Annotated in this window: 18 protein-coding genes; 9 read left to right on the forward strand and 9 right to left on the reverse strand. The window is 62.4% G+C overall.

Translation table 11 applies throughout. The annotated features are described in order from the left end of the window. Positions 1–38: 38 nt before the first annotated feature. The gene (hcp, locus tag D7I37_RS15945; RefSeq protein ID WP_129543986.1) at positions 39–1,688 is read right to left on the reverse strand and encodes a hydroxylamine reductase; all 1,650 of its coding nucleotides are present in this window, start codon (positions 1,686–1,688) and stop codon (positions 39–41) included. Positions 1,689–1,862: 174 nt separating this feature from the next. Then, the gene (locus D7I37_RS15950) at positions 1,863–2,759 is read right to left on the reverse strand and encodes a lysine exporter LysO family protein (RefSeq protein ID WP_061798102.1); all 897 of its coding nucleotides are present in this window, start codon (positions 2,757–2,759) and stop codon (positions 1,863–1,865) included. A 185-nt stretch (positions 2,760–2,944) separates the two neighbouring features. Here D7I37_RS15950 and D7I37_RS15955 point away from each other — a divergent pair, with 185 nt between their 5' ends. Beyond that, entirely contained in the window at positions 2,945–4,603 is a 1,659-nt protein-coding gene (locus D7I37_RS15955) for an ATP-dependent endonuclease (RefSeq protein ID WP_095096756.1), read from the forward strand. Positions 4,604–4,617: 14 nt separating this feature from the next. On the opposite strand, the gene D7I37_RS15960 is transcribed toward D7I37_RS15955, so the two are convergent. Continuing rightward, positions 4,618–5,571, reverse strand: coding sequence for a VirK/YbjX family protein (locus D7I37_RS15960; protein ID WP_061798098.1), 954 nt, complete (start codon positions 5,569–5,571; stop codon positions 4,618–4,620). A 198-nt stretch (positions 5,572–5,769) separates the two neighbouring features. Here D7I37_RS15960 and macA point away from each other — a divergent pair, with 198 nt between their 5' ends. Beyond that, positions 5,770–6,885 (forward strand): macrolide transporter subunit MacA, encoded by a 1,116-nt coding sequence (macA, locus tag D7I37_RS15965; RefSeq protein ID WP_095096758.1) that lies wholly within the window; start codon positions 5,770–5,772, stop codon positions 6,883–6,885. Further along, positions 6,885–8,831 (forward strand): macrolide ABC transporter ATP-binding protein/permease MacB, encoded by a 1,947-nt coding sequence (macB, locus tag D7I37_RS15970; RefSeq protein ID WP_129543987.1) that lies wholly within the window; start codon positions 6,885–6,887, stop codon positions 8,829–8,831. Before macA ends, macB begins: the two co-directional genes overlap by 1 nt. Before the next feature lie 85 nt (positions 8,832–8,916). On the opposite strand, the gene cspD is transcribed toward macB, so the two are convergent. Next, positions 8,917–9,138, reverse strand: a complete 222-nt coding sequence (gene cspD / locus D7I37_RS15975; RefSeq protein ID WP_004942590.1) for a cold shock-like protein CspD — start codon at positions 9,136–9,138, stop codon at positions 8,917–8,919. Positions 9,139–9,495: 357 nt separating this feature from the next. Here cspD and clpS point away from each other — a divergent pair, with 357 nt between their 5' ends. Further along, positions 9,496–9,816: an ATP-dependent Clp protease adapter ClpS gene (gene clpS, locus D7I37_RS15980; protein ID WP_061798093.1), complete on the forward strand. Its 321-nt coding sequence runs from the start codon at positions 9,496–9,498 to the stop codon at positions 9,814–9,816. Between the two features lie 27 nt (positions 9,817–9,843). Next, complete coding sequence (gene clpA / locus D7I37_RS15985; RefSeq protein ID WP_061798091.1) at positions 9,844–12,123, forward strand: ATP-dependent Clp protease ATP-binding subunit ClpA; 2,280 nt, start codon at positions 9,844–9,846, stop codon at positions 12,121–12,123. Positions 12,124–12,329: 206 nt separating this feature from the next. On the opposite strand, the gene infA is transcribed toward clpA, so the two are convergent. The 5 genes from infA to trxB all read right to left on the reverse strand — a co-directional run bounded on the left by infA (position 12,330) and on the right by trxB (position 18,194). After that, positions 12,330–12,548 carry a translation initiation factor IF-1 gene (gene infA / locus D7I37_RS15990; protein WP_002211347.1) on the reverse strand — a complete coding sequence of 73 codons (219 nt, stop codon included), beginning with the start codon at positions 12,546–12,548 and terminating at the stop codon, positions 12,330–12,332. Positions 12,549–12,653: 105 nt separating this feature from the next. Then, positions 12,654–13,379 (reverse strand): leucyl/phenylalanyl-tRNA--protein transferase, encoded by a 726-nt coding sequence (gene aat / locus D7I37_RS15995; protein ID WP_061798089.1) that lies wholly within the window; start codon positions 13,377–13,379, stop codon positions 12,654–12,656. 29 nt (positions 13,380–13,408) lie between these two features. Further along, on the reverse strand, positions 13,409–15,145 hold the full coding sequence (cydC, locus tag D7I37_RS16000) for a cysteine/glutathione ABC transporter ATP-binding protein/permease CydC (protein WP_095096767.1): 1,737 nt from the start codon (positions 15,143–15,145) through the stop codon (positions 13,409–13,411). 2 nt (positions 15,146–15,147) lie between these two features. After that, entirely contained in the window at positions 15,148–16,914 is a 1,767-nt protein-coding gene (gene cydD, locus D7I37_RS16005) for a cysteine/glutathione ABC transporter permease/ATP-binding protein CydD (RefSeq protein ID WP_095096771.1), read from the reverse strand. Positions 16,915–17,222: 308 nt separating this feature from the next. Continuing rightward, entirely contained in the window at positions 17,223–18,194 is a 972-nt protein-coding gene (gene trxB, locus D7I37_RS16010) for a thioredoxin-disulfide reductase (protein ID WP_061798083.1), read from the reverse strand. 651 nt (positions 18,195–18,845) lie between these two features. On the opposite strand from trxB, the gene lrp reads away from it, so the two are divergent. The 4 genes from lrp to D7I37_RS16030 all read left to right on the forward strand — a co-directional run bounded on the left by lrp (position 18,846) and on the right by D7I37_RS16030 (position 25,206). Then, a complete protein-coding gene (gene lrp / locus D7I37_RS16015; protein WP_004928318.1) occupies positions 18,846–19,340 on the forward strand; it encodes a leucine-responsive transcriptional regulator Lrp in 495 nt (164 codons plus the stop codon). Between the two features lie 120 nt (positions 19,341–19,460). Beyond that, a complete protein-coding gene (locus tag D7I37_RS16020) occupies positions 19,461–23,045 on the forward strand; it encodes a DNA translocase FtsK 4TM domain-containing protein (RefSeq protein WP_129543988.1) in 3,585 nt (1,194 codons plus the stop codon). A 198-nt stretch (positions 23,046–23,243) separates the two neighbouring features. Next, positions 23,244–23,855 (forward strand): outer membrane lipoprotein chaperone LolA, encoded by a 612-nt coding sequence (lolA, locus tag D7I37_RS16025; protein WP_061798079.1) that lies wholly within the window; start codon positions 23,244–23,246, stop codon positions 23,853–23,855. A 7-nt stretch (positions 23,856–23,862) separates the two neighbouring features. Beyond that, the gene (locus tag D7I37_RS16030; protein WP_061798077.1) at positions 23,863–25,206 is read left to right on the forward strand and encodes a replication-associated recombination protein A; all 1,344 of its coding nucleotides are present in this window, start codon (positions 23,863–23,865) and stop codon (positions 25,204–25,206) included. Positions 25,207–25,290: the final 84 nt, after the last annotated feature.

Genomic DNA, 25,290 nt, shown 5'->3' on the forward strand with positions numbered 1-25,290 from the left:
AAGGGGGCCGGCGCAGGCGGCCCCGTCAGGTAACGGCATCAGCCGAGCAGGGCGGACAGATCCTGCTCAACGGTGGTGATCGGGCGCAGGCCGAACTTCTCGTTGAGGACCGCCATCAGGTTTTCGGTCAGGAAGCCCGGCGCGGTCGGGCCGGTGACGATATTCTTCACCCCCAGCGACAGCAGCGTCAGCAGAATGACGATCGCCTTTTGCTCGAACCAGGACAACACCAGGCTGAGCGGCAGCTCATTGACGCTGCAGCCGAGCGTATCGGCCAGCTTGACCGCCAGCATGATGGCGGAATAGGCGTCGTTGCACTGGCCGACGTCCAGCAGGCGCGGCAGGCCCTCCAGCGTGCCGAAGTCCAGCTTGTTGAAACGGTACTTGCCGCAGGCCAGCGTCATGATCAGGCAGTCCTGCGGCACGCTGCGGGCGAAGTCGGTGAAATAGCTGCGTTCGTCGCGGCTGCCGTCGCAACCGCCGACCAGGAACACATGGCGCAGTTTTTTCTGCGCCACCAGGTCGATCACCGTGTCGGCGGCGTTCAGCAGCGTCTGGCGGCCGAAGCCGACGGTGATCAGGTGCTCGATCTCGGTGTAAGGGAAGCCGTTCATGCCCTGGGCCTGGCGGATAATCGCGCCGAAGTCGTCGCCTTCCAGGTGGTTGACGCCCGGCCAGCCGACGATGCTGCGCGTCCATATGCGGTCGCCGTAATTGCCGACGTTGGGATCGATAATGCAGTTGGAAGTCATCACGATCGGGCCGGGGAACCTGGCGAACTCGACCTGCTGGTTCTGCCAGCCGCTGCCGTAGTTGCCCACCAGGTGCTTGAATTTCTTCAGCTGCGGATAACCGTGCGCCGGCAGCATTTCGCCGTGGGTGTAGACGTTGACGTTCTGGCCCTCGGTCTGCTCCAGCAGCATCTGCAGATCTTTCAGATCGTGGCCGGAGATCAGAATGGCCTTGCCGACCACCGGGCGCACGTTAACCGCGCTGGGCTGCGGATCGCCGTAGGCTTGGGTTTCGCCGCGATCGAGGATCGCCATCACGTTGAAGTTCATCTTGCCGATGCCCATGGCGTTGTTCAACAGGGTATCGACGTCGTGCGGCTGGGTGCCGAGCCAGGCCATAAAGGCGTGGTAGTCGGCGTAGATCTGCGGGTCGAACTGGCCCAGCACGTGGGCGTGCTCCATGTAGGCCGCCGCGCCTTTCAGACCGTACAGGCACAGCATGCGCAGGCCGTGCACGTCGTCGCCCACCTCGGCCTGGTCGCTGTTGAGGGCGAACTGCGCCGCCTGCTGCAACAGCGACGGCATATCGCTTCCCGCCAGCTGCAGCGCCGCCAGCGGATGATCGACGCGCACCCCGGCGTCCAGCAGCCGACAACGGGCGGCCAGCGAATCGCGCAGCATCAGGGTTTCCCGCGCATAGCCGATGATGCGTTCGGAATCGAAGTTGACGTTGGTCAGGGTGGAGAAGAAGGCGCGCGGAGCAAAGCTGTCGATATCGTGATCGACGATGCCGAGCGATCGCGCCTGCAGCGCCCAGGCGGACAGCCCCTGCAACGCCGCCACCAGCAGGTCCTGCAGGTCGGAGGTTTCGGCGGTTTTGCCGCACATGCCCTGGGCATAAGAGCAGCCGTTGCCTGCCGGGGTACGGATAGTTTGTTCGCACTGCACACAGAACATAATCGCTTCCTTTTTAAAGTTGCATTTATAATGCTTGTTTAAAAGCATAGATCGGCGACCGGGGATGAAAAAGGCTTTTGTGCGACTATCGCGGGCAACGTTGATTTAGCGCAATTTTGCCGTGCGGATGGGAATTGTTACGCTTTCGGGGGCCGGCAGGCCCCCGGGCAGGGATCAGGAGAACAGGGCGATCAGCACCGGCGCCAGCAGGCTCAGCAGGAAACCGTGCACGATGGCCGGCGGCACCATTTCCAGCCCGCCGCTGCGTTGCAGCACCGGCAGGGTAAAGTCCATCGAGGTGGCGCCGCACAGGCCGAGGGCCGAGGAGCGGCTGCGGCGCACCAGCGTCGGGATCAGCATGATCGCCACCAGCTCGCGGGCCAGATCGTTGAAGAAGGCGGCGCTGCCCAGCACCGGGCCGTAGGCGTCGGTGATCAAAATGCCGGACAGCGAATACCAGCCAAAGCCCGAGGCCATCGCCAGCCCGGTCTTCAGCGGCAGGCCCATCAGCTGCGCCGCCAGCGCGCCGCCGGCCAGCGAGGCGACGGCCACCGCCAACGCCACCAGGGTGCCGCGGCGGTTCAAGACGATTTGGCGCAGCGTCATGCCGCTGTTGCGCAGCTGGATGCCGACCAGCAGCAGCAGGAAGATCAGCGCGTATTCGCTGCCCTTGCCGGCGAACTGCAGCCATTGCCATTGCGTCAGCCCGAGCAGGAAACCGCCGAGCACCACGCCGCACAGCTTGAGCGAGTCCAGCGCCATGTGCAGGCGCGAGGGCAGCCTCTCCTGTTTATGGCTGTTGCGCCACGGCATGCGGCGCTCCAGCAACGCCAGCAGCAGCAGGTTGGCGCAGAGGATGCACAGGAAAAACGCCGCGGCGTACTGGAAGATCAACAGCAGATTGCTGCTGAGATCTTCCATAAACGCCAGGCTGATGCCCATAAAGAACAGGATCACGTACACCATCCAGCTTAACAGCCGGTTGATCAGCTGCAGCAGCCGGCGGCTGTGTAAAGGGATAAGGTAACCGGCAATCAGCGGTAACAGAATAATCAGCAGTCCTGAATACATGGTGAAGCTTACGTCCTTTGTTCGGGGGCGCGGAGATCCGGCGAGGCCCACACGCTAACCAAAAGCCGCGCCGGAGTAAAGCGGCAGATTTGACCTTGGCCGCTTGACCTGCAAGGGGTTTTTTGACCATGCTCTGTGAAGGTCACCTCATTGACGACGGTGACGGCGCGCACGGGAGGCGGCTGATGTTCTTGGAGCGTATCGAGATTGTAGGTTTTCGCGGCATTAACCGGTTGTCGCTGACGTTGGACGACAACACGCTGCTGCTCGGTGAAAACGCCTGGGGCAAGTCCAGCCTGCTGGATGCGCTGACGCTGCTGCTGGCGCCGGAGCAGAAGCTGTACCGCTTCGAGGCGCAGGATTTTCACTACCCGCCGGGCGAAGAGTCGGCCAAAGAGCGCCATCTGCAGGTGGTGTTCACCTTTTGCGAAAAAGACATCGGCCATGCGCACCTGCCGCGCTATCGGCATTTGACGCCGCTGTGGGTCAAGGGCGACGATAGCCTGAGCCGCATTCACTACCGCTGCGAAGGGGAGCTGGCCGATGACGGCACGGTGTGCACCTGGCGCGGCTTTCTCGACGTCGACGGCAACCCGATGCAGCTGCACCACATTGAGCAGCTGGCGCATGCCATTATCCGCATTCACCCGGTGTTGCGCCTGCGCGACGCGCGTTTCATCCGCCGCCTGCGCCCCAGCAGCCTGACCGACGAAAACCCGGCGGACCACCAGGCGCTGGCGCAGCAGCTGGATCAACTGATGCGCGAACTGGTGCGCAACCCGCAAAAGCTGACCAACGGCGAGCTGCGGCAAGGGCTGGCCGCCATGCAGCAACTGCTGGAGCATTACTTTGCCGAGCAGGGGTCGCAGGTGGCGCGGCCGCGGCGGCGCGGCCAGGAACCCGAGCAGGATGCGTGGCGCGCGCTGGACGGCATCAACCGTATGGTGGCCGAGCCGAACAGCCGCAGCATGCGTTTGGTGCTGCTGGGGATGTTTTCCACCCTGTTGCAGGCCAAGGGCAACGTCAAACTGGATCCCCACGCCCGGCCGCTGCTGCTGGTGGAAGACCCGGAAACCCGTTTGCACCCGATCATGCTGTCGGTGGCCTGGGGGCTGCTCAACCAGCTGCCGCTGCAGCGCATCACCACCACCAATTCCAGCGAGCTGGTGTCGCTGGTGCCGGTGGAGCACGTCTGCCGCCTGGTGCGCGAGTCGGGGCGAGTGGCGACCTACCGTCTCGGGCCGCGCGGGCTGGGCGCCGAAGATGGGCGGCGCATCGCGTTTCATATCCGCTTCAACCGGCCATCGTCGCTGTTCGCCCGCTGTTGGCTGCTGGTGGAGGGCGAGACCGAAGTCTGGCTGTTGAACGAGCTGGCGCGCCAGTGCGGCTACCATTTCGAAGCGGAAGGGGTGCGGGTGATCGAGTTCGCCCAGTGCGGCCTGAAGCCGTTGCTGAGATTCGCCCGGCGCATGGGCATTGAGTGGCATGCGCTGGTGGACGGCGACGAGGCGGGTAAAAAATACGCCAATACCGTGCGCAGCCTGCTGGACAATCACGAAGACAACGAACGCGATCGGCTGACGGCGCTGCCGGCGCCGGACATGGAGCATTTTATGTTCCGCGAAGGCTTCAGCGCCGTCTACCATCGGGTGGCGTCGGTGCCGATCAACGCGCAGATGCCGATGCGCAAAGTGATCCTGAAGGCGGTGCATCACTCGTCGAAGCCCGATCTGGCGATCGAGGTGGCGATGCAGGCCGGCGAATGGGGCACGGATGCGGTGCCGCCGCTGCTGAAGAAAATGTTCTCGCGGGTGATCTGGCTGGCGCGCGGCCGGGCGGACTAAGCGCCCGCGCGGCGTTACCGGGCGCCGAAGTGCGCCGCCAGCCCGTGCTCCAGCTCATCGAGCAGTTGATAACGGCGGCGGTATTCGGCGCGTTTCTTGCTGACGACCTCATCAATCGGCTTGCGGGCGATGCGCTCCGGCAGCAGAAAATAGCCGCTGTCGAGCGGTTTGCCGCCCATTGAAATCCAAAACTGATCGTAATCGGCGTGCAGCTGATCTTTCTTCTTGCTCTGATAACGCCAGTTCTGATAAATGTGCGTGGCGTTGCCGACCGCCACGATCTGGCGGATGCCCAGGTGGCGCGCCAGCGTGCCGATGCCTTCCAGCACCAGCCGTTTCGGAAACAGCCCGTGGCATTCCTTGGTGGTTTGCTGGATCTCGGCGTGCGGCACCTGGTGATTGGCGCCCTGCAGCCCGCCGATGAACAGCGTCGGCTGCTGCCGATAGTGCATCAGCGCAAAGGTGATCTCCGCCAGCATCACGCCATTGGCGTTGCGCAGCAGCAGGGTCGCTTCCCCTTCCTTATTCAGCGTGTCGATCGCCGCCAGCTCCAGCGTGACCGGCGCGCCGCTTTTGCCCTGCGCGCTGGCCAGCACGAACGGCTGCCGGCCGAGATGGCCGAGGCGCATCTTCAGCGGCATGCGCTGGACCAGCAGATCGTAATGATCGCGCAGCGCGAACAGGCACTCGATTTTGTTCATGTTCGCCGCCAGATACGGGCGATGCAGCTTGCACGGCAGGTTAGGCTGCGCGCGCAGGATCTCGTCCAGCAGCGGATTGGCGGCCAGGGTGCTGAGCAGGCCGCGGGTGGTGCGCCAGTTCAGCAGCGAACGGCTGAGAAACTTCAGGCGAAACGAGGTTTTTTTCCAGGCGTTGCTCGGCGCCTTATCGCCATTAATCAGCGCCGTCATCAGTTGCCAGCCGTTGAGCGGCCGGGCGGATACGAGTGGATAGCTGAGCTGTGACATGATGAAATCCTTGGCTGTGTTGAATGGCGTTATTTCATCAAGGGTTCGCTAAACGAGAGTTCAATGCCGAACTGTAACCCCGAGGCCCTCCACACTGTGTTGAGCTAAGGTTTAGTTATTTCGCCGGTCGCGTGATAATTTACCTCGCCGCCGCGTTGGGCGGCCCCCATTAACAAGCACAACAGGCAGGAATCCATTTTGACGTGGTTTAAAGGACATAGACGACGCTGGACCTTCATTCTGGTGGCCGTCGCGGTTATCGCCGCGGCGGCAGTCTGGCATTTTCGCCATCCGGCGCCGACCGACTTTAAAACGGTGAAGGTGGCTAAGCGCGACCTTCAGCAAAACGTGTTGGCGACCGGCCAGCTGGACGCAGTGCGCAAGGTTGACGTCGGCGCCCAGGTCAGCGGGCAGTTGGAAAGCCTGGATGTCGAGATCGGCGACAAGGTCAAGAAAGGCCAGCTGCTGGGGGTGATCGACCCGCAGCAGGCGAAGAACAGCATCCGCGAAGGGGAGGCGACGCTGCGCGAGCTGCACGCTCAGCTGCTGCAGGCGCAGGCGGAGCAACGGCTGGCGGCGGTGACGCTGCAGCGCAACCAGGCGCTGGCCAAGCTGCAGGCGGTCTCACGCCAGGATCTGGATCAGGCGGCGACGCAGCTGGCGGTCAAAAAGGCGCAGGTGGGCACCATCAATGCGCAGATCGCCAGAAATCAGGCCAGCCTGGATACCGCCAAGATCAACCTGGCCTATACCCGCATCGAGGCGCCGATGGATGGCGACGTGGTGCAGATCACCACCCTGCAGGGCCAGACGGTGATCGCCGCGCAGCAGGCGCCGAACATTCTGACGCTGGCGGACCTCAGCACCATGCTGGTGAAGGCGCAGGTATCGGAGGCCGACGTCATCAACCTCAAACCGGGCCAGAAAGCCTGGTTTACCGTGCTGGGCGATCCCACCCGGCGCTTCGACGGCGTGCTGAAAGACATTCAGCCGACGCCGGAAAAGGTCAACAACGCCATCTTCTACTACGCGCGCTTCGAAGTGCCTAACCCGGAAGGGCTGCTGCGCCTGCAGATGACTGCGCAGGTGCACATTCAGCTGGCGGGCGTTCAGCAGGCGCAGGTGATCCCGCTGGCGGCGCTGGGCGATCAGATCGCCGACAACCGCTACCATGTTGCGGTGCTGAAGCAGGGCAAAGAAGAGCAACGCGAAGTGACCATCGGCATGCGCAACAATATCGACGTGCAGATCCTCAGCGGCCTGCGGCTGGGGGATGAAGTGATCGTCAGCCGCGGCGGCGCGGAGGCGGGCTGATGGCGGCGCTGTTGCAACTGAGCGGCATTCGCCGCAGCTATCGGTCGGGCGATCAGACGGTGGACGTGCTGAAGGGCGTCAGTCTGAGCATCGAGGCCGGCGAGATGGTGGCCATCATGGGCGCCTCCGGCTCCGGCAAATCGACGCTGATGAACATTCTCGGCTGCCTGGATAAACCGAGCGCCGGCGTGTATCGGGTGGCCGGGCAGGACGTGGCGACGCTGAACGGCGATGCGCTGGCCCAGCTGCGCCGCGAGCATTTCGGTTTTATCTTCCAGCGTTACCATCTGCTGCCGCATCTGAGCGCCGCGCATAACGTCGAGGTGCCGGCGGTCTACGCCGGGCTGGGCAAGGCGGCGCGGCGCGAGCGGGCGGTGGCGCTGCTGCAGCGGTTGGGGTTGGGCGAACGCGTCGGCTATCGGCCGAGCCAGCTTTCAGGCGGGCAGCAGCAGCGCGTCAGCATCGCGCGGGCGCTGATGAACGGCGGCCAGGTGATCCTGGCGGACGAACCGACCGGCGCGCTCGACAGCCACTCCGGCGAAGAGGTGATGGCCATCCTCAAGCAGCTGCGCGCGCAGGGGCATACGGTGATTATCGTCACCCACGATCCGGCGGTGGCGCAGCAGGCGGAGCGGATCATCGAGATCCGCGACGGCGAGATCATCGCCGACTCGCGCGCGGCGCGGCAGGACAATCCGCAGGGCAAACCGCTGGAGCTGGCGACGGCCGCCCCGTCCTGGCAGCAGGTGGCGGGCCGCTTCCGCGAGGCGCTGGTGATGGCCTGGCGGGCGATGGCCGCCAACAAGATGCGCACCGCGCTGACCATGTTGGGCATTATCATCGGCATCGCCTCGGTGGTGTCGATCCTGGTGATCGGCGACGCCGCCAAGCAAATGGTGCTGGCGGATATCAAGTCGATCGGCACCAACACCGTCGACATTTACCCCGGCAAGGACTTCGGCGACGACGATCCGACTTTTCGCCAGTCGCTGAAATACGAGGATCTCGATGCGCTGCGCGAACAGCCTTACGTCGGCGCGCTGTCGCCGTCGATCGGCAGCAGCATGCGGCTGCGGCTGGGCAACGTCGACGTGGCGGCCAACGTCAGCGGCGTCAGCGAACAGTTCTTCCGCGTCTATGGCATGACCTTCACGCAGGGCACCGGCATCGACCCGCTGCAGGTGCAGTCGCAGGCGCAGACGGTGGTGATCGACGCCAATACCCAGCGCCGGCTGTTCCCGCATCAGAAAAACGTGGTGGGCGAGGTGATCCTGGTGGGCAACATGCCGGCGACGGTAGTGGGCGTGGCCAAAGAGAAGCAGTCGATGTTCGGCAGCAGCAAGACGCTCAGCGTGTGGGTGCCGTACAGCACCATGGCGAACCGGCTGATGGGCAACGCCTATTTCGACTCGATCACCGTGCGCATCCGCGACGGCTACAGCAGCCGGGAGGCGGAGCAGCAGCTGACGCGCCTGCTGACGCTGCGCCACGGCAAGAAGGATTTCTTCACCTATAACATGGACAGCCTGGTGCAGACCGCGGAGAAAACCACCCGCACGCTGCAGCTGTTCCTGACGCTGGTGGCGGTGATCTCGCTGGTGGTCGGCGGCATCGGGGTGATGAACATCATGCTGGTGTCGGTCACCGAGCGCACGCGCGAGATAGGCATCCGCATGGCGGTGGGCGCCCGTTCCGGCGACGTGCTGCAGCAGTTCCTGATCGAGGCGATACTGGTGTGCCTGGTCGGCGGCGCGCTGGGGATCGCGCTGTCGTTCGCCATCGGCCTGCTGGTGCAGCTGGTGTTGCCGGGCTGGCAGATCAGCTTCCCGCCGGCGGCGCTGCTGAGCGCGTTTATCTGCTCAACCGGCATCGGCGTGGTGTTCGGCTACCTGCCGGCGCGCAACGCCGCGCGGCTGAACCCGATAGACGCCCTGGCGCGCGAGTAAAGCTACCGAAAATAAAAAATGCCAGTCACACTGCGGCTGGCATTTTTAGCGGCGTATTATTGCAGAGCGGCTCTGCGGGAAGCGTTTAGGCCAGTGCCTCGCTTTCCAGCGGCACAATAAGACTCGCATGGTTCCCTTTCGGCCCTTGGTGCACGTCAAAGCTGACCTGCTGGCCGGCCTTCAGCGTCCTGTAACCATCCATCTTGATGGTCGAGTAATGAGCGAAAATATCTTCGCCGCCGCCTTCAGGGCAGATAAACCCGAAGCCCTTGGCGTTGTTGAACCATTTAACAGTACCCGTCTCCATGCTTTTACATCCCTCGCAACGCTATTTTAAGTGAGATGAATAACTGATTTCGCACCCGCCAGAGGCGGGCAGCAGGTGGGCAGAGGGCGGTTAAAAGACCACCAGCTCACGAATTTACACTCTAGAGCAAATGATCATCACGTCAAGGGATCGGCTTTTGTCGGCGGGGAGCAGTTCGCCAAAGTTTGAAGCAGGTAACGCTATTGACATTGTTTGGTAACAATTCGTTCGCGTTTTTTGCGCACGTTACAGTGCGGCGGGATGACGCCGAAGATGATAAAATAGTAACTATCCCCCACTTTGAATAACCGAAACCTGCCCCCATATAACAGGGCAGAGCAGAGAAGATGAGCAGCAATGGGCAATAACAACGACTGGTTGAATTTCGAACATTTAGCCGAAGAAAAACAAATCGATGCGGTAAAACCGCCGTCTATGTATAAAGTTATACTTAACAACGACGATTACACGCCGATGGAATTTGTGATTGACGTTCTGCAAAAGTTCTTTTCTTATGATATTGAACGCGCAACGCAACTGATGCTCCGGGTCCACTATGAAGGCAAGGCGACATGCGGTGTTTTTACCGCCGAGGTGGCGGAAACCAAAGTCGTCCATGTGAACCGCTATGCAAGGGAGAACGAGCATCCGTTGCTTTGTACGCTGGAAAAAGCCTGATTAAGGCAATCTATTGGGGAGGTGCTTATGCTCAATCAAGAACTGGAACTCAGTCTCAACATGGCTTTCGCCAGGGCGCGTGAGCACAGACACGAGTTTATGACCGTGGAGCACCTGTTGCTGGCACTGCTCAGCAACCCTGCCGCGCGGGAAGCGCTTGAGGCATGTACGGTGGATCTGGCCGCATTGCGCCAGGAGCTGGAGGCCTTCATCGAACAAACCACGCCGACGCTGCCCGCCAGCGAAGAAGAGCGCGACACCCAACCGACGCTCAGCTTCCAGCGCGTGCTGCAGCGCGCGGTATTCCACGTGCAATCTTCCGGCCGCAGCGAGGTTTCCGGCGCCAACGTGCTGGTGGCGATTTTCAGCGAGCAGGAGTCGCAGGCGGCTTACCTGCTGCGCAAACACGACGTCAGCCGTCTCGACGTGGTGAACTTCATTTCACATGGCACACGTAAAGACGAGCCGGGCCAAGCGCCGAATGCGGAAAACCCGGTGAACGAAGAGCAGTCCGGAGGGGAAGACCGTATGGAAAACTTCACCACCAACCTCAATCAGTTGGCCCGCGTGGGCGGCATCGATCCGCTGATTGGCCGCGATCCTGAACTGGAGCGCGCCATTCAGGTGCTGTGCCGCCGCCGCAAAAACAACCCGCTGCTGGTGGGCGAGTCCGGCGTGGGCAAGACCGCGATCGCCGAAGGCCTGGCCTGGCGCATCGTGCAGGGCGACGTGCCGGAAGTGATGGCGGACTGCACGCTGTATTCGCTGGATATCGGCTCGCTGCTGGCCGGCACCAAATACCGCGGCGACTTCGAAAAACGCTTCAAGGCGCTGCTGAAACAGCTGGAGCAGGATCAGAACAGCATCCTGTTTATCGACGAAATTCACACCATCATCGGCGCCGGTGCGGCTTCCGGTGGGCAGGTGGATGCCGCCAACCTGATCAAACCGCTGCTGTCCAGCGGCAAGATCCGGGTGATCGGTTCGACCACCTATCAGGAGTTCAGCAACATTTTCGAGAAAGACCGCGCGCTGGCGCGTCGCTTCCAGAAAATCGACATTACCGAACCGACGCCGGAAGAGACCGTTCAGATAATCAACGGCCTGAAGACCAAATACGAAGCGCATCACGACGTGCGCTACACCGCCAAGGCGATCCGCGCCGCGGTGGAGCTGTCGGTGAAGTACATCAACGACCGCCATCTGCCGGACAAGGCGATCGACGTGATCGACGAGGCGGGCGCCCGCAGCCGGTTGATGCCGGTCAGCAAGCGCAAGAAAACCGTCAACGTGGCGGACATTGAATCGGTGGTGGCGCGCATTGCGCGCATCCCGGAAAAAACCGTATCCGCCAGCGATCGCGACGTGCTGAGAAGCCTGGGCGACCGGCTGAAAATGCTGGTGTTCGGGCAGGATCAGGCGATCGAAGCCCTGACCGAGGCGATCAAGATGAGCCGCGCCGGCCTGGGCCACGATCGCAAGCCGGTGGGATCGTTCCTGTTCGCCGGGCCGACCGGGGTCGGGAAAACCGAGGTCACCGTACAGCTGGCCAAGGCGATGGACATCGAGCTGCTGCGTTTCGACATGTCCGAATATATGGAACGCCATACCGTCAGCCGCCTGATCGGCGCGCCTCCGGGCTATGTCGGTTACGATCAGGGCGGCCTGCTCACCGACGCGGTGATCAAGCATCCGCACTCGGTGGTGCTGCTGGATGAGATCGAGAAGGCGCACCCGGACGTGTTCAACCTGCTGCTGCAGGTGATGGACAACGGTACCCTGACCGATAACAACGGCCGCAAGGCGGACTTCCGCAACGTGATCCTGGTGATGACCACCAACGCCGGGGTGCGCGAAACCGAACGCAAATCGATCGGTCTGGTGCAGCAGGACAACAGCACCGACGCGATGGAAGAGATCAAGAAGGTGTTTACGCCGGAGTTCCGCAACCGTCTGGACAACATCATCTGGTTCAACCATCTGTCTACCGAGGTGATCCAGCAGGTGGTCGACAAGTTCATCGTCGAACTGCAGGCGCAGCTGGATGCGAAGGGCGTCTCGCTGGAAGTCAGCGACGAAGCGCGCGACTGGCTGTCGGTGAAAGGCTACGACCGTGCGATGGGCGCTCGCCCGATGGCGCGCGTGATGCAGGAAAACCTGAAGAAACCGTTGGCCAACGAACTGCTGTTCGGCTCGCTGGTGGACGGCGGCTCGGTGAAGGTCGAGCTGGATAAAGACAAGAAACAGCTGACCTACCACTTCCTCAGCGCGCAGAAGCGCAAAGCGGACGAGGGCGCGGTGCACTAAGGCCGCGGTCGGATAAAGAAAAAGCGATGCTTCGGCATCGCTTTTTTTATGGGTGAAATTCACCGCAAACAGAAATGAGTGAGCCCTCTCAGTTTACCTGCGCACCTGCAACTCGGTGTTGAACGTTGCGACGGGGGTAAACGGAAAGGGCTCCGGAGGGATATTACATCCTCGATGCCGCCAGCGTCTGGCGACCGGTGAGCCGATTAACGGCTACGGAAGACAATGCGGCCTTTGCTCAGGTCGTACGGGGTCAGCTCAACAGTGACTTTGTCGCCCGTCAGGATGCGGATATAGTTTTTACGCATTTTACCGGAGATATGTGCGGTAACCACGTGCCCGTTTTCCAATTCAACGCGGAACATGGTGTTCGGCAGCGTATCAAGAACGGTGCCCTGCATTTCAATATTGTCTTCTTTGGCCATCGAATCCTCTAGGTCTAACTACCTTAGTTTTTAACCGGCAAGATAATGCCGAAAAACCCACATTATGTAAAGAAGTGTCGGTGAACATTGCACCGTTTCCGCAAATTAGTTTGTTGGGGAGGGTGGTTCAACCTGCTGTGGGAGTATAACTTGTGGCGCCCAGCATTCCGGCGCTAACGGCCTGCGCTGAAGGTTGCTGAGCTGCTGCAAAAATTGGCGGCGGGGGATTTCTCTCGCTCCAAGCCGGGCAGTGTGAGCGTTAAGCACCTGACAGTCAATCAATTCTCCGCCATAAGCGGCAAAATGGCGGCAAAAGGCCATCAGCGCGCACTTGGAGGCGTTGGTGACGCGGCTGAACATCGATTCACCGCAGAACAGCGCGCCCTGCGCCACGCCGTACATGCCGCCGACCAACCGCCCGCCCTGCCAGACCTCCACCGAATGGGCGCTGCCGAGGCGATGCAGCTGCAAATAGGCGCGCTGTACCTCCGGGCCTATCCAGGTGCCTTCTTGCGGCCGGTCGGCGCAGGCGGCGATGACCGCGGCGAAGTCATGGTTGAGGGTGATGCGGAACGGCTCGTCGCGCAGAAAGCGTTTCAGGCTGCGACTGAGGTGGTATTCGGCCGGAAACAGCACCGCCCGCGGATCGGGTGACCACCACAGAATGGCTTCGCCGGGCGAATACCAGGGGAAGATGCCGCGTTCATAGGCCGCCAGCAAACGCGGCGCCGTCAGGTCGCCGCCAATCGCCAGCAGCCCGTTAGGATCGCGCAGGGCGCTCTCAGGCGAGGGGAAGGCCAGCGACTGCGGTGACAGCTTAACAATGCGCATATAAGGTCTCAGCGTCCTCTACAGGCCATTTACGGCGCTATGCCGCCGATGCGGCGATGGAAACGGGCGTACCGCCCCTGCCGGCGCATCAGGGTGGCGTGGTCGCCCTGCTCGACAATCTGGCCGTCGTCCATCACGCAGATGCGATCCAGATGCTCCAGCCCGTACAGACGGTGCGTCACCATAATCAGCGTCTTGCCCTGGCCGTGGCGGCGCAGCAGCGCCAGGATCTGCCGCTCGGTTTCGGCGTCCAGCCCTTCGGTCGGCTCATCCAGCAGCAGCAGCGGCGCCGGGTGCAGCAGCGCGCGGGCGATGCCCAGGCGGCGCTGTTCGCCGCCGGAAAGCTGCCGGCCGCCGTCGCCCAGCCAGGCGTTCAATCCTTCGTTCTCCAGCAGCCTGGCCAGCCCGACCTGCTGCAGCACCTCGCTCAGCCGCGCGTCGCCGGCGTCAGGCGCGGCGAGGCGCAGGTTTTCCCGCAGCGTATTGCTGAAGACATGCACCCGTTGGCTCACCACCGTGGTCATCTGGCGCAGCGTGGCTTCATCATAGGCCTGCAGCGGCTGGCCGTTGAGCAGTATTTTGCCGTGGTCGGCGTTCCAGGCGCGGGTCAGCAGCTGCAGCAGGGTGGATTTGCCGCAGCCGGTGCGGCCCAGCAGGGCGATATGTTCACCGGCCGCCACCTCCAGCGATATGCCGCGCAGCACCGGCAGCGGTTGGCCCGGGTAGGTGAAGGCCAGCTGCTGCAGGCTCAGCGCCGCGCGTTCGGCGGCGGCCGGGCCGGCGGCGGGGAAGCTGACCTCCGGCTGCCGATCGATGATTTGCTTGACCCGCGTCGCGGAGGCGATGACCTGGCCGAGGTGCTGGAAGGCGCCGGCAACCGGCATCATCGCTTCAAAAGCCGCCAGCGCCGCGAAGACGAACAGCGCAATCAGCGCGCCGGGCCGGCTGTCGCCGCCGATGCCGGCGGCGGTCAGCCACAGCAACAGGGTGACCGTCAGGCCGCTGGCGAGGATCATCAGCGCCTGCGCCATGCCGCCCAGCGAGGCCTGTTGCCATTGGCGGCGCTGCCACCGCCGCTCGACGGCGTTGAGGCCGGCGCGGAATTCTTCGACCGCGCCGAACACCACCAGCTCCGCCTGGCCCTGCAGCCAGGCGGTCAGATCGGTGCGGTACTGGCCGCGCAGGGCGGTCAGCTGGCCGCCGATCGGTTTGCCGGCGCGGTAGAACACCGGCGGCACCAGCAGTAACAGCGCCAACAGAATGGCGCCCAGCGTCAGGGCGAGCGCGGGATCCAGCCAGCTCAGGCCGTAGGTGACTGCCAGGATCACCACCGCCGCGCTGACCAGCGGCGAGATCACCCGCAGATACAGGTGATCCAGCGTGTCGACGTCCGCCACTAGTCGGTTGAGCAGTTCGGCCTGGCGAAAGCGGGCGATGCCGCCCGGCGTCAGCGGCAGGATCTTGCTGAAGGTGAACACCCGCAGATGGGACAGCACGCGGAAGGTGGCGTCGTGGCTGACCACGCGTTCGGCGTAGCGCCCGGCGGTGCGGAAAATCGCCGCGCCGCGCACGCCGGCGGCCGGCAGCATGTAGTTGAAGGTAAACAGGCCCGCCAGCCCGGCCAGCGCCGAGGCGGCCAGGAACCAGCCGGACAGCGCCAGCAGGCCGATGCTGGCCAGCAGGGTGACGATCGCCAGAATGATGCCCAGGCAGATCAACAGGCTGTGGCGGCGATACAACGCCAGGAACGGCAGCAAAACGCGCATGATCAGAGCTCCCCGCGGCGGTGGGCGATCAGGTTGGCGAACAGGCCCGGCTGGCCGCTGAGCGAGGCGTAATCGCCCTGCTGCACGATGCGCCCGCCGTCCATCACCCAAATCTGGTCGTAGTCTTCGGTATCTTCCAGCTGATGCGTCACCAGCAGGGTGGTTTGCCGGTGCGAGGCGGCGTTCAGCGCCTGCATCACCCGCCGTTCGCTGTGGGCGTCCAGGCTGGCGGCCGGCTCATCGAGCAACAGCAGCCGGCGCGGGCCGATCAGCGCGCGCGCCACCGCCACGCGCTGCGCCTGGCCGACCGACAGGCGCGCGGCGTTGTCGCCGATCTCGGTCTCCAGCCCCTGCGGCAGGAGCGGCAGCAGTTCGCTGACGTAAGACTGTTCGACCGCCTGTTGCAGCTGCGCTTCGCTGGCCTGCGGGTGGCCCAGCAGAATATTGGCGCGCAGCGTTTGCGCCGGCAGGTGCGGATTTTGCCCGACCCAGCTCAGCTGGCGGCGCCAGTCTTCGGCGGCCAGCTCGCGCAGTTCGATGCCGTTTATCTGCAGCGAGCCGCGATAGGGCAGGAAGCCGAGCAACAGGTTCAGCAACGAGCTTTTACCGGCGCCGCTCAACCCGACCAGCGCGATGCGTTGGCCGGGTTGCAGCCTAAAGCTCAGCGGGCCGGCCAGCAGCGCGCCGTTGGGCGACAGGATCTCCAGATCGCGCGCCTGCAGCGCCAGCGGCGCATCGGCGGGCAGCGTCTGCGCGCCGTGGCCCATTTGTTCGCCTTCGGCGTCGAGGAAGGTTTCCAGCGCTTCCGCCGCGCCGACCGCCTGCGCCTTGGCATGGTAGAAGGCGCCGAGATCGCGCAGCGGCTGGAAGAATTCCGGCGCCAGGATCAGCACCAGGAAGCCGGAAAACAGCGTGACGCCGAGGCCGTAGCTGCCGAAGTTGAGTTCACCCAAATAGGAGAAACCAAAGTAGACCGCCACCACGGCGATGGAAATCGAGGCGAAAAATTCCAGCACCGCCGAAGACAGGAAGGCCAGGCGCAGCACTTCCATGGTGCGGCTGCGGAAGTCTTCGGAGGAGTCGGCGATCTGCGCGGTTTCCGCTTCCGCGCGATGGAACAGCCGCAGCGTGTCCAGCCCGCGCAGGCGGTCGAGGAAGTTGCCGCTCAGCCGCGCCAGCGCCACGAAGTTGCGGCGGTTGGCGTCGGCAGCGCCCATGCCGACCAGCGCCATAAACAGCGGGATCAGCGGGGCGGTGGCCAGCAGAATAATGCCGGCGGCCCAGTTGATCGGGAAGATAGTGATCAGGATCAGCAGCGGAATAAACACCGCCAGGTACATTTGCGGCAGGTAGCGGGAGTAATAATCCTGCATGTCTTCAATCTGCTCGACGATGACGCTGGCCCAGCTGCCCGCCGGTTTGCCCTGGATCCAGGCCGGGCCGAGCTGCTGCAGCTTGTCCAGCACCCGTTGGCGCATGCGTTGGCGGATCACCTGGCCGCAGAGGAAACCGACGCGCTCCCGCAGCCAGCTCAGCACGGCGCGCAGCGCGAAGGTGGCGGCCAGCCCGACGAAGCTCGGGATCAGCTGTTCACGCGGGGTATGTTCGATAATCAGGGCGTGCAGCAGGGCGGCCAGCAGCCAGGCCTGCGCGACGATCAACATGCCGCTTATCAGCCCCAACAGCATGGAAAGGCGCAGCCAACGCTGCGCCAACGAGCTCTGGGTTTTGAGCCAACGGGTTAACTGTTGCTGTCTGGTTTTTTTCATCAGATTTACGTCTGCGTCGCCGGCGCCTGTTTGTTACAGGCAAGGTTAACGTACTGTTAAAAAAAGTGTTTGCCTCAACCTGAGGCGAACAAGCGAAGGCTAATGTTACCTCGTCACCCGGCAGACTGAAAATAATAAAGCGGCCAAATCTTGCTATAACAGACATTCAACGAGGTTATTTTACCGCCGGACTGTCCGCCCTGGCCGCCAGTGAAGAAGATTCTGCGTCGGGCGTTCGTCCGCCGAGCGTGGGGGATAAAAAAAGCGGCTGTGGCAGCCGCTTTTCGTCGTGAGGGGACAAGACCGGGTTAGCAGACTTCCGCGTCGGCGATGCCGTCCAGATAGCGTTCCGCGTCCAGCGCCGCCATGCAGCCGGTGCCGGCTGAGGTGATCGCCTGGCGGTAGATGTGGTCCATCACGTCGCCGGCGGCAAATACGCCGGGGATGGTGGTCTGGGTGGCGTTGCCGTGAATGCCGGACTGCACCTTGATGTAGCCGTTTTCCAGCTCCAGCTGGCCGCCGAAGATGCCGGTGTTCGGGCTGTGGCCGATGGCGATGAACACGCCGGCCAGTTCCAGTTCGCGGGTCTCGTTCTCGGCCTTGGTGCTGCGGATGCGCACGCCGGTGACGCCCATTTCATCGCCCAGCACTTCGTCCAGGGTATGGTCGGTGTGCAGCACTATGTTGCCGCTTTTCACTTTTTCCATCAGCCGGTTGATCAGGATCTTCTCTGAGCGGAAGCTGTCGCGGCGGTGGATCAGGTGAACTTCGGAGGCGATGTTGGACAGGTACAGCGCTTCTTCCACCGCGGTGTTGCCGCCGCCGACCACGGCGACTTTCTGGTTGCGGTAGAAGAAACCGTCGCAGGTCGCGCAGGCGGAAACGCCTTTGCCCTTGAAGGCCTCTTCGGAAGGCAGGCCCAGATAACGGGCGGAGGCGCCGGTGGCGATGATCAGCGCGTCGCAGGTGTATTCAGCGCTGTCGCCGAACAGGCGGAACGGGCGCTGCTGCAGATCGACGCTGTTGACGTGATCGAAAACGATCTCGGTATCGAACTTTTCCGCGTGCTGACGCATGCGTTCCATCAGCGCCGGGCCGGTCAGGTCTTCGGCGTCGCCCGGCCAGTTTTCCACTTCGGTGGTGGTGGTCAATTGACCGCCTTGTTCCATACCGGTAATCAGCACCGGGCTCAGGTTGGCGCGCGCCGCGTAAACGGCGGCGGTGTAGCCGGCCGGGCCGGAACCCAGGATCAATAATTTGCTATGTTTAGCCGTGCCCATGAATAACCTCTTTTCCCACAATGGCGGACAATGAAACCGATTGTAGGGAAAACGGCGCAGTAAAAAAAGCGTCAGGCGACGTTGTTAACGATTTGTATGATAGTTGGCGCCTATTAATGCGCCGCCTGCGGATAAAGTGAGCGCCGGATACAGCAATTTAACTTATGGAAGCCTGATTGCCGCCCGCAAAGCGGGGGCGGTCGAAAACCGCGCGCTTGCCGTCTTTAGCCCATGGCGACAGGGTTTTCCAGCCAGCGATTCATAACTAAAAATGGGGTGCTGACTTTTCATGACGGTACGTTCTTCTGATTTTGCTTCTTTTACTTTGACAATCCGCTGCGCATTTGCGAAAACATCATAGGAAGAAGAAATTATCCCCGCAACGCCAGCAAATCGTACGTATTCGCGCCGCGGCGGCAACGTCGCGCGGCGGGTGAGGGGAGCGGCGCGCAAGCGTTTGCAGATTTTTTCTTCACCTTAACGTCATTGCACGCGGTGCGCAGGGTTGGACAGACAGACTGCGCAACGTCGAATGATGGTAGTGAAGAAGCACATGACAGGCATCGGGTCTTCGCTTGGAACGAACCCTTACACATTGACGTTGGCTAGGGTGTGGCAAGTGCAAGGAAGAACATAAGAGAGACAATAATAATGGCAGACAACAAGAAACGCCCGGGTAAAGATCTCGACCGTATCGACCGCAATATCCTGAACGAGTTACAGAAGGATGGGCGTATTTCGAACGTTGAGCTTTCGAAGCGCGTGGGGTTATCCCCAACTCCGTGTTTGGAACGCGTGCGCCGCTTGGAGCGCCAGGGTTTCATTCATGGCTATACCGCATTGCTTAACCCGCATTATCTGGATGCATCCCTGCTGGTTTTCGTGGAAATCACGCTGAACCGCGGCGCGCCGGATGTGTTTGAGCAATTCAACTCGGCAGTTCAGAAGCTCGAAGAAATTCAGGAGTGTCATCTGGTTTCCGGTGATTTCGACTACCTGTTGAAAACCCGCGTGCCGGACATGTCGGCTTACCGCAAGCTGCTGGGCGAAACCCTGCTGCGTTTGCCGGGGGTTAACGACACCCGTACCTACGTAGTCATGGAAGAAGTAAAACAGAGTAACCGTCTGGTTATCAAAACACGGTAAGGTGCAGGTGCAAAACCTGATTAAATTGGTTACACTCCTGTTTATTCATACAGTTTCGGCGCCGGGGAAGCTTCTCGGCGCTGTTGCTATGTCAGCTAACAGGAACCTGGAGAGCCTTTCTTGAGCCAGGAATATACAGAAGATAAAGAAGTTACCCTGAGAAAACTCAGCAGTGGCCGGCGTTTGCTGGAGGCTGTGTTGATCGTGGTGGCGATTTTTGCCGTTTACCTCATGGCTGCGCTGGTCAGTTTCAATCCATCTGACCCCAGCTGGTCGCAGACCGCGTGGCATGAGCCTATTCATAACCTTGGCGGTGGCGTCGGCGCCTGGATGGCCGATACGCTGTTCTTCACCTTCGGGGTGCTCGCTTACGCGATACCGCCGATCATGCTGGTGCTGTGCTGGGCGGCCTACCGCCAGCGCGGCAGCGGCGAATATATCGACTATTTTGCGCTGTCGCTGCGCCTGATCGGCACGTTGGCGCTGGTGCTCACCTCCTGTGGCCTGGCGGCGCTGAACGTCGACGATCTCTATTACTTCGCCTCCGGCGGCGTGATCGGCAGCCTGCTGAGCAACGCCATGCTGCCGTGGTTCAACGGCATTGGCGCCACGTTGGCGCTGCTGTGCGTTTGGGCTGCGGGGTTGACGCTGTTCACCGGCTGGTCCTGGCTGGTGATCGCCGAGAAGATCGGCGGCGCGGTGCTGGGCGTGGCGACCTTTATGACCAACCGTTCGCGCCGCGAAGACCGCTATCACGACGACGATCGCTACCTCGACGACGAACCGGGATTGGCAGAGAAGGGCGCGACGGCGGTTGCCGCTACCGCAGCGACCGCCGCTGCAGCGGATGACGACGTGCTGTTCTCCGCGCCTTCGGTAGCCGAAACCGCCAAATCGGCGGCGGAAGACGCCGAAGACCCGCTGCTCAGCGGGCTGCGCGCCAGCGATGACGACGATATTGACGCGGCTGCGGCAACGCCGGCCCCTGCGCCTGCGCCGGTTAACGAAGCTGTCACCGCGGCGCCCGTTGTCGCCCAGGCGCCGTCGGTCACCGTGGCGCCCGCGGCCCCGGCCACGGTCAGCCAGCATCCGATGAGCGCGCCGGCGGAAAACGCCGCGCCGCCGTTGTATTCGTTCGAGATCCCTGAAGAAACGCCGGCGCCGAAGGTAACGCGCCCGGTAGACCCTTATCAGGACGACGATGAACCGCGGCTCGGCAACTGGCAGGCGCCTGCCGCGCCGCAGCCGCGCGACCATTCGCCGTTTGACTTCTCTGCCGCCCAGAGCGACCAGGTCGACGTCAGCGGTTCGTCCGGTTTCGACGCCGCCGATGCCGCGGCAACGCCGTTCGGCAACGCCAGGCCTCAGCTGGACACCGCCGCGGCGGCCGCTGCTGCCGGCGCCGCAGCCACTACCTTTATGCCGGCCTTTACCGCCACCAGCGACGGCAACCCGCAGGTGAAACAGGGTATTGGCCCTGAATTGCCGCGGCCGAATCCGGTGCGCATTCCTACCCGACGCGAGCTGGCTTCCTACGGCATCAAACTGCCTTCGCAGCGCGCCGCCGAGCAGGATCAACGTCAGGTCGAGGCAGAACCGCAGCCGCCGATCGGCGCAAATCCGCAGGATGAAGAAGCCATGCAGGAAGCGGCGCTGCGCCAGGCGTTCGCCGAGCAGCAAAATCAGCGCTACGGTGAGGATTACCAGCAGGACGATGAAGAGGCGCTGCAGGAAGCCGCGCTGCGTCAGGCGTTCGCCGAACAGCAGCAGGCGCGTTACGGCCAGCAGCCCGAGCCTGAACCCCGGGTTCAGACCCCGGCGGCCAGCCCGGTAGACACCCGCAATGCGTTCAGCTTCTCGCCGATGGACGACCTGGTGGACGACGGCCCTGGCGAGCCGCTGTTCACGCTGTCGCCGCAGCTGGAAGAGCGCATCGAGCAGCAAAGCGAACGGGAAGACGACGTGCCGTTCGGCCAGTTTGAACCCGCAGCGCCGGCCTATCAGCCGCCGCAGCCTCAAACGCCGCCGGCACAGCAAGCCTATCAACAACCGGCTCAGCCGCAGCAACAACCGTATCAACAGCCTCAGCAGCCGGCTCAGCCGCCATCCTATCAGCAGCCTGCAGCGCAACCGGCCCCGGCCGCACCGCAGCAGCCGGCGATGGACAGCCTGATCCACCCGTTCCTGATGCGTAACGATCAGCCGCTGCAGAAGCCGACCACGCCGCTGCCGACGCTGGATCTGCTGACCGAAGCCCCGAAAGAGGTGGAGCCGGTGGATACCTTCGCGCTGGAGCAAAAGGCGCGTCTGGTGGAGGCCAGCCTGGCCGATTATCGGGTTAAAGCCGACGTGGTGGATATTCTGCCGGGGCCGGTGATCACCCGCTTCGAGCTGGATCTGGCGCCGGGCGTCAAGGCGGCGCGCATTTCCAACCTGTCGCGCGATCTGGCGCGTTCATTGTCGACCTCGGCGGTGCGCGTGGTGGAAGTGATCCCCGGCAAGCCTTACGTCGGGCTGGAATTGCCGAACGTCAAACGCCAAACGGTGTACCTGCGCGAAGTGCTGGATTGCCCGGCCTTCCGCGACAATCCGTCGCCGCTGTCGATCGTGTTGGGTAAAGACATCTCCGGCGAGCCGGTGGTGGCCGATTTGGGCAAAATGCCGCACCTGCTGGTCGCCGGTACTACCGGTTCCGGTAAGTCGGTCGGGGTCAACGCCATGATCCTGAGCATCCTGTATAAGGCCACGCCGAAAGAAGTGCGCTTTATCATGATCGACCCGAAAATGCTGGAGCTCTCGGTCTACGAGGGCATTCCGCACCTGTTGACCGACGTGGTGACCGACATGAAGGACGCCGCCAACGCGCTGCGTTGGTGCGTGGGCGAGATGGAGCGCCGCTACAAGCTGATGTCTGCATTGGGCGTGCGTAACCTGGCCGGCTACAACGAGCGCGTCGATCAGGCTGAAGCCATGGGCCGACCGATCCCGGATCCGTTCTGGAAACCGACCGACAGCATGGACATCACGCCGCCGGTGCTGGAGAAAGAGCCGTATATCGTGGTGATGGTCGACGAGTTCGCCGACCTGATCATGACGGTCGGCAAAAAGGTCGAAGAGCTGATCGCCCGTCTGGCGCAAAAAGCGCGTGCGGCGGGTATTCACCTGGTGCTGGCGACCCAGCGTCCGTCGGTGGATGTGATCACCGGCCTGATCAAGGCCAACATCCCGACCCGGATCGCCTTTACCGTATCCAGCAAGATTGACTCGCGTACCATCCTCGATCAGGGCGGCGCGGAATCGCTGCTGGGGATGGGCGACATGCTGTATCTGGCGCCGAACTCTTCGATCCCGGTGCGTGTGCATGGCGCCTTTGTGCGCGATCAGGAAGTGCACGCGGTGGTCAAGGATTGGAAAGCGCGCGAACGGCCCCAATATAAAGAGGGGATCCTCAGCGGCGGAGAAGACGGCGAGGGCGGTGCAGGCGGCGGCATGGAAGGCGATGAAGAGCTGGATCCGCTGTTTGACCAGGCGGTGGAGTTCGTGGTGGATAAACGCCGCGCCTCTATCTCCGGCGTTCAGCGTCAGTTCCGCATCGGCTATAACCGCGCCGCGCGCATCATCGAACAGATGGAAGCGCAGGGCATCGTCAGCGAGCAGGGGCACAACGGCAACCGTGAGGTGCTGGCGCCGCCGCGGCATGATTGACGTTGGTTTAACCGCTGTTATTCACTCATAAAGGGCCGCTTAGCGGCCCTTGTGCAAAGAAGCGTAAAGCCGTTTCTTCTCGGAACATTGGCCTATCTGACGGCCGTCGCCTTCGGGTAGAGTAACGGTTGTTAAGGGTTAATTTGACCCGCACGGCGCCGCCTTGCGGTTAACGCATTTCATAAGGTATCTGGAATAATGAAAAAACTGTTAGTTGCCTGTTGTCTGCTTTCGGGATTCGCGTCCACCTCGGTGCTGGCCGACGCCGCGCAGGATTTGCAAAGTCGTCTGGCGAAAGTGAACAGTTTCCACGCCAGCTTCTCTCAGACCGTCACCAGCGGCGACGGCGCTGCGGTGCAGCAGGGTGAAGGCGAGCTGTGGGTCAAGCGTCCGAACCTGTTCAACTGGCACATGACTTCCCCGGATGAGAGCGTGCTGGTTTCCGACGGCCAGACCCTGTGGTTCTACAACCCGTTCGTTGAGCAGGTGACGGCGACCTGGCTGAAGAACGCCACCGGCAATACGCCGTTCATGCTGATCACCCGCAACAACGCCAGCGACTGGAAACAGTACAACGTCAAGCAGAAGGGCGACGATTTTGAGCTGACGCCAAAATCCGCCAGCGGCAACCTGAAACAGTTCGCCATTACCGTGACCAACAGCGGCACCATCCGCAGCTTCGCCGCGGTAGAGCAGGACGGCCAACGCAGCTCGTATGCGCTGAAAAGCCAGCAGAACGTCGCTGCCGATCCCGCCAAATTCAAATTTACCCCGCCGAAGGGGGTGACGCTGGACGACCAGCGCCAGTGAGGTACCCGTGAGTAATATGTCGCTCGATTTTTCCCAGAACGAGTTCCAGCCGTTGGCCGCGCGTATGCGGCCGACCACGCTGGCGCAGTACATCGGCCAGCAGCATCTGCTGGCCGCCGGCAAGCCGTTGCCGCGCGCCATAGAGGCCGGGCAACTGCACTCGATGATTTTATGGGGGCCGCCGGGCACCGGGAAGACGACGCTGGCAGAATTGATCGGCCGTTACGGCCAGGCGGACGTGGAGCGCATTTCGGCGGTGACCTCCGGCATCAAAGAGATCCGCGAGGCTATCGAGCGCGCGCGGCAAAACCGCGACGCCGGCCGGCGCACCATCCTGTTCGTCGATGAGGTGCACCGCTTCAATAAAAGCCAGCAGGACGCCTTTCTGCCGCATATCGAAGACGGCACCATCACCTTTATCGGCGCCACCACCGAGAACCCTTCGTTTGAGCTCAACTCGGCGTTGCTGTCCCGTGCCCGGGTCTATTTGCTGAAGGCGCTGACCGCCGAAGACATCAGCCAGGTGCTGGACCAGGCGATGAACGACAGCGGCCGCGGTTTCGGCGGCCAGAACATCGAGCTGCCGGAAGAGACGCGCCGCATGTTGTCGGAACTGGTGGGCGGCGACGCGCGCCGGGCGCTGAACAGCCTGGAAATGATGGCGGACATGGCCGAAATCGACGCCAAAGGCGTGCGGGTATTGACGCCGGAGCTGCTGAAAGAGGTGTCGGGCGAGCGCAGCGCGCGCTTCGACAACAAGGGCGACCGCTATTACGATCTGATTTCCGCCCTGCATAAATCGGTGCGCGGCTCGGCGCCGGACGCCGCGCTGTACTGGTATGCCCGTATCATCACCGCCGGCGGCGATCCGCTGTACGTGGCGCGCCGCCTGTTGGCGATCGCCTCGGAAGACGTCGGCAACGCCGATCCGCGCGGCATGCAGGTGGCGATTGCCGCCTGGGACTGTTTTACCCGCGTGGGGCCGGCGGAGGGCGAGCGCGCCATCGCGCAGGCGATCGTTTATCTGGCCTGCGCGCCGAAGAGCAATGCGGTGTATACCGCTTTCAAAGCGGCGATGCGCGACGCCAGAGAGCGGGCCGATTACGACGTGCCGGAACACCTGCGCAACGCGCCGACCAAGCTGATGAAGGAAATGGGGCTGGGGGCGGAATACCGCTATGCGCACGACGAACCCAACGCCTACGCCGCCGGCGAGCAGTACTTCCCGCCTGAAATGGCCAATACGCGTTACTATCAGCCCACCTCGCGCGGGCTGGAAGGCAAAATCGGCGAAAAGTTGGCATGGCTGGCTGAGCAGGATCAAAATAGCCAGACAAAACGCTACCGCTAGCGTTGCCGTTGCGGTAAGGTTAGCGGGTATCACTCTTCCTTTTATACGGCTATAAATCAGCCGCATAAGACAACAAATATTCTT

Origin of the sequence: Serratia sp. 1D1416 (assembly GCF_003641105.1) — a bacterium.
GTDB classification, from domain to species: Bacteria; Pseudomonadota; Gammaproteobacteria; order Enterobacterales; family Enterobacteriaceae; genus Serratia; species Serratia ficaria.

Bases quoted from the DNA above. Each gene is read 5' to 3' on its own strand.
- hcp (WP_129543986.1), bottom strand. From the start codon at position 1,688: ATGTTCTGTGTGCAGTGCGAACAAACTATCCGTACCCCGGCAGGCAAC.
- D7I37_RS15950 (WP_061798102.1), bottom strand. From the start codon at position 2,759: ATGTATTCAGGACTGCTGATTATTCTGTTACCGCTGATTGCCGGTTAC.
- D7I37_RS15955 (WP_095096756.1), top strand. From the start codon at position 2,945: ATGTTCTTGGAGCGTATCGAGATTGTAGGTTTTCGCGGCATTAACCGG.
- D7I37_RS15960 (WP_061798098.1), bottom strand. From the start codon at position 5,571: ATGTCACAGCTCAGCTATCCACTCGTATCCGCCCGGCCGCTCAACGGC.
- macB (WP_129543987.1), top strand. From the start codon at position 6,885: ATGGCGGCGCTGTTGCAACTGAGCGGCATTCGCCGCAGCTATCGGTCG.
- cspD (WP_004942590.1), bottom strand. From the start codon at position 9,138: ATGGAGACGGGTACTGTTAAATGGTTCAACAACGCCAAGGGCTTCGGG.
- clpS (WP_061798093.1), top strand. From the start codon at position 9,496: ATGGGCAATAACAACGACTGGTTGAATTTCGAACATTTAGCCGAAGAA.
- clpA (WP_061798091.1), top strand. From the start codon at position 9,844: ATGCTCAATCAAGAACTGGAACTCAGTCTCAACATGGCTTTCGCCAGG.
- infA (WP_002211347.1), bottom strand. From the start codon at position 12,548: ATGGCCAAAGAAGACAATATTGAAATGCAGGGCACCGTTCTTGATACG.
- aat (WP_061798089.1), bottom strand. From the start codon at position 13,379: ATGCGCATTGTTAAGCTGTCACCGCAGTCGCTGGCCTTCCCCTCGCCT.
- cydC (WP_095096767.1), bottom strand. From the start codon at position 15,145: ATGCGCGTTTTGCTGCCGTTCCTGGCGTTGTATCGCCGCCACAGCCTG.
- cydD (WP_095096771.1), bottom strand. From the start codon at position 16,914: ATGAAAAAAACCAGACAGCAACAGTTAACCCGTTGGCTCAAAACCCAG.
- trxB (WP_061798083.1), bottom strand. From the start codon at position 18,194: ATGGGCACGGCTAAACATAGCAAATTATTGATCCTGGGTTCCGGCCCG.
- lrp (WP_004928318.1), top strand. From the start codon at position 18,846: ATGGCAGACAACAAGAAACGCCCGGGTAAAGATCTCGACCGTATCGAC.
- lolA (WP_061798079.1), top strand. From the start codon at position 23,244: ATGAAAAAACTGTTAGTTGCCTGTTGTCTGCTTTCGGGATTCGCGTCC.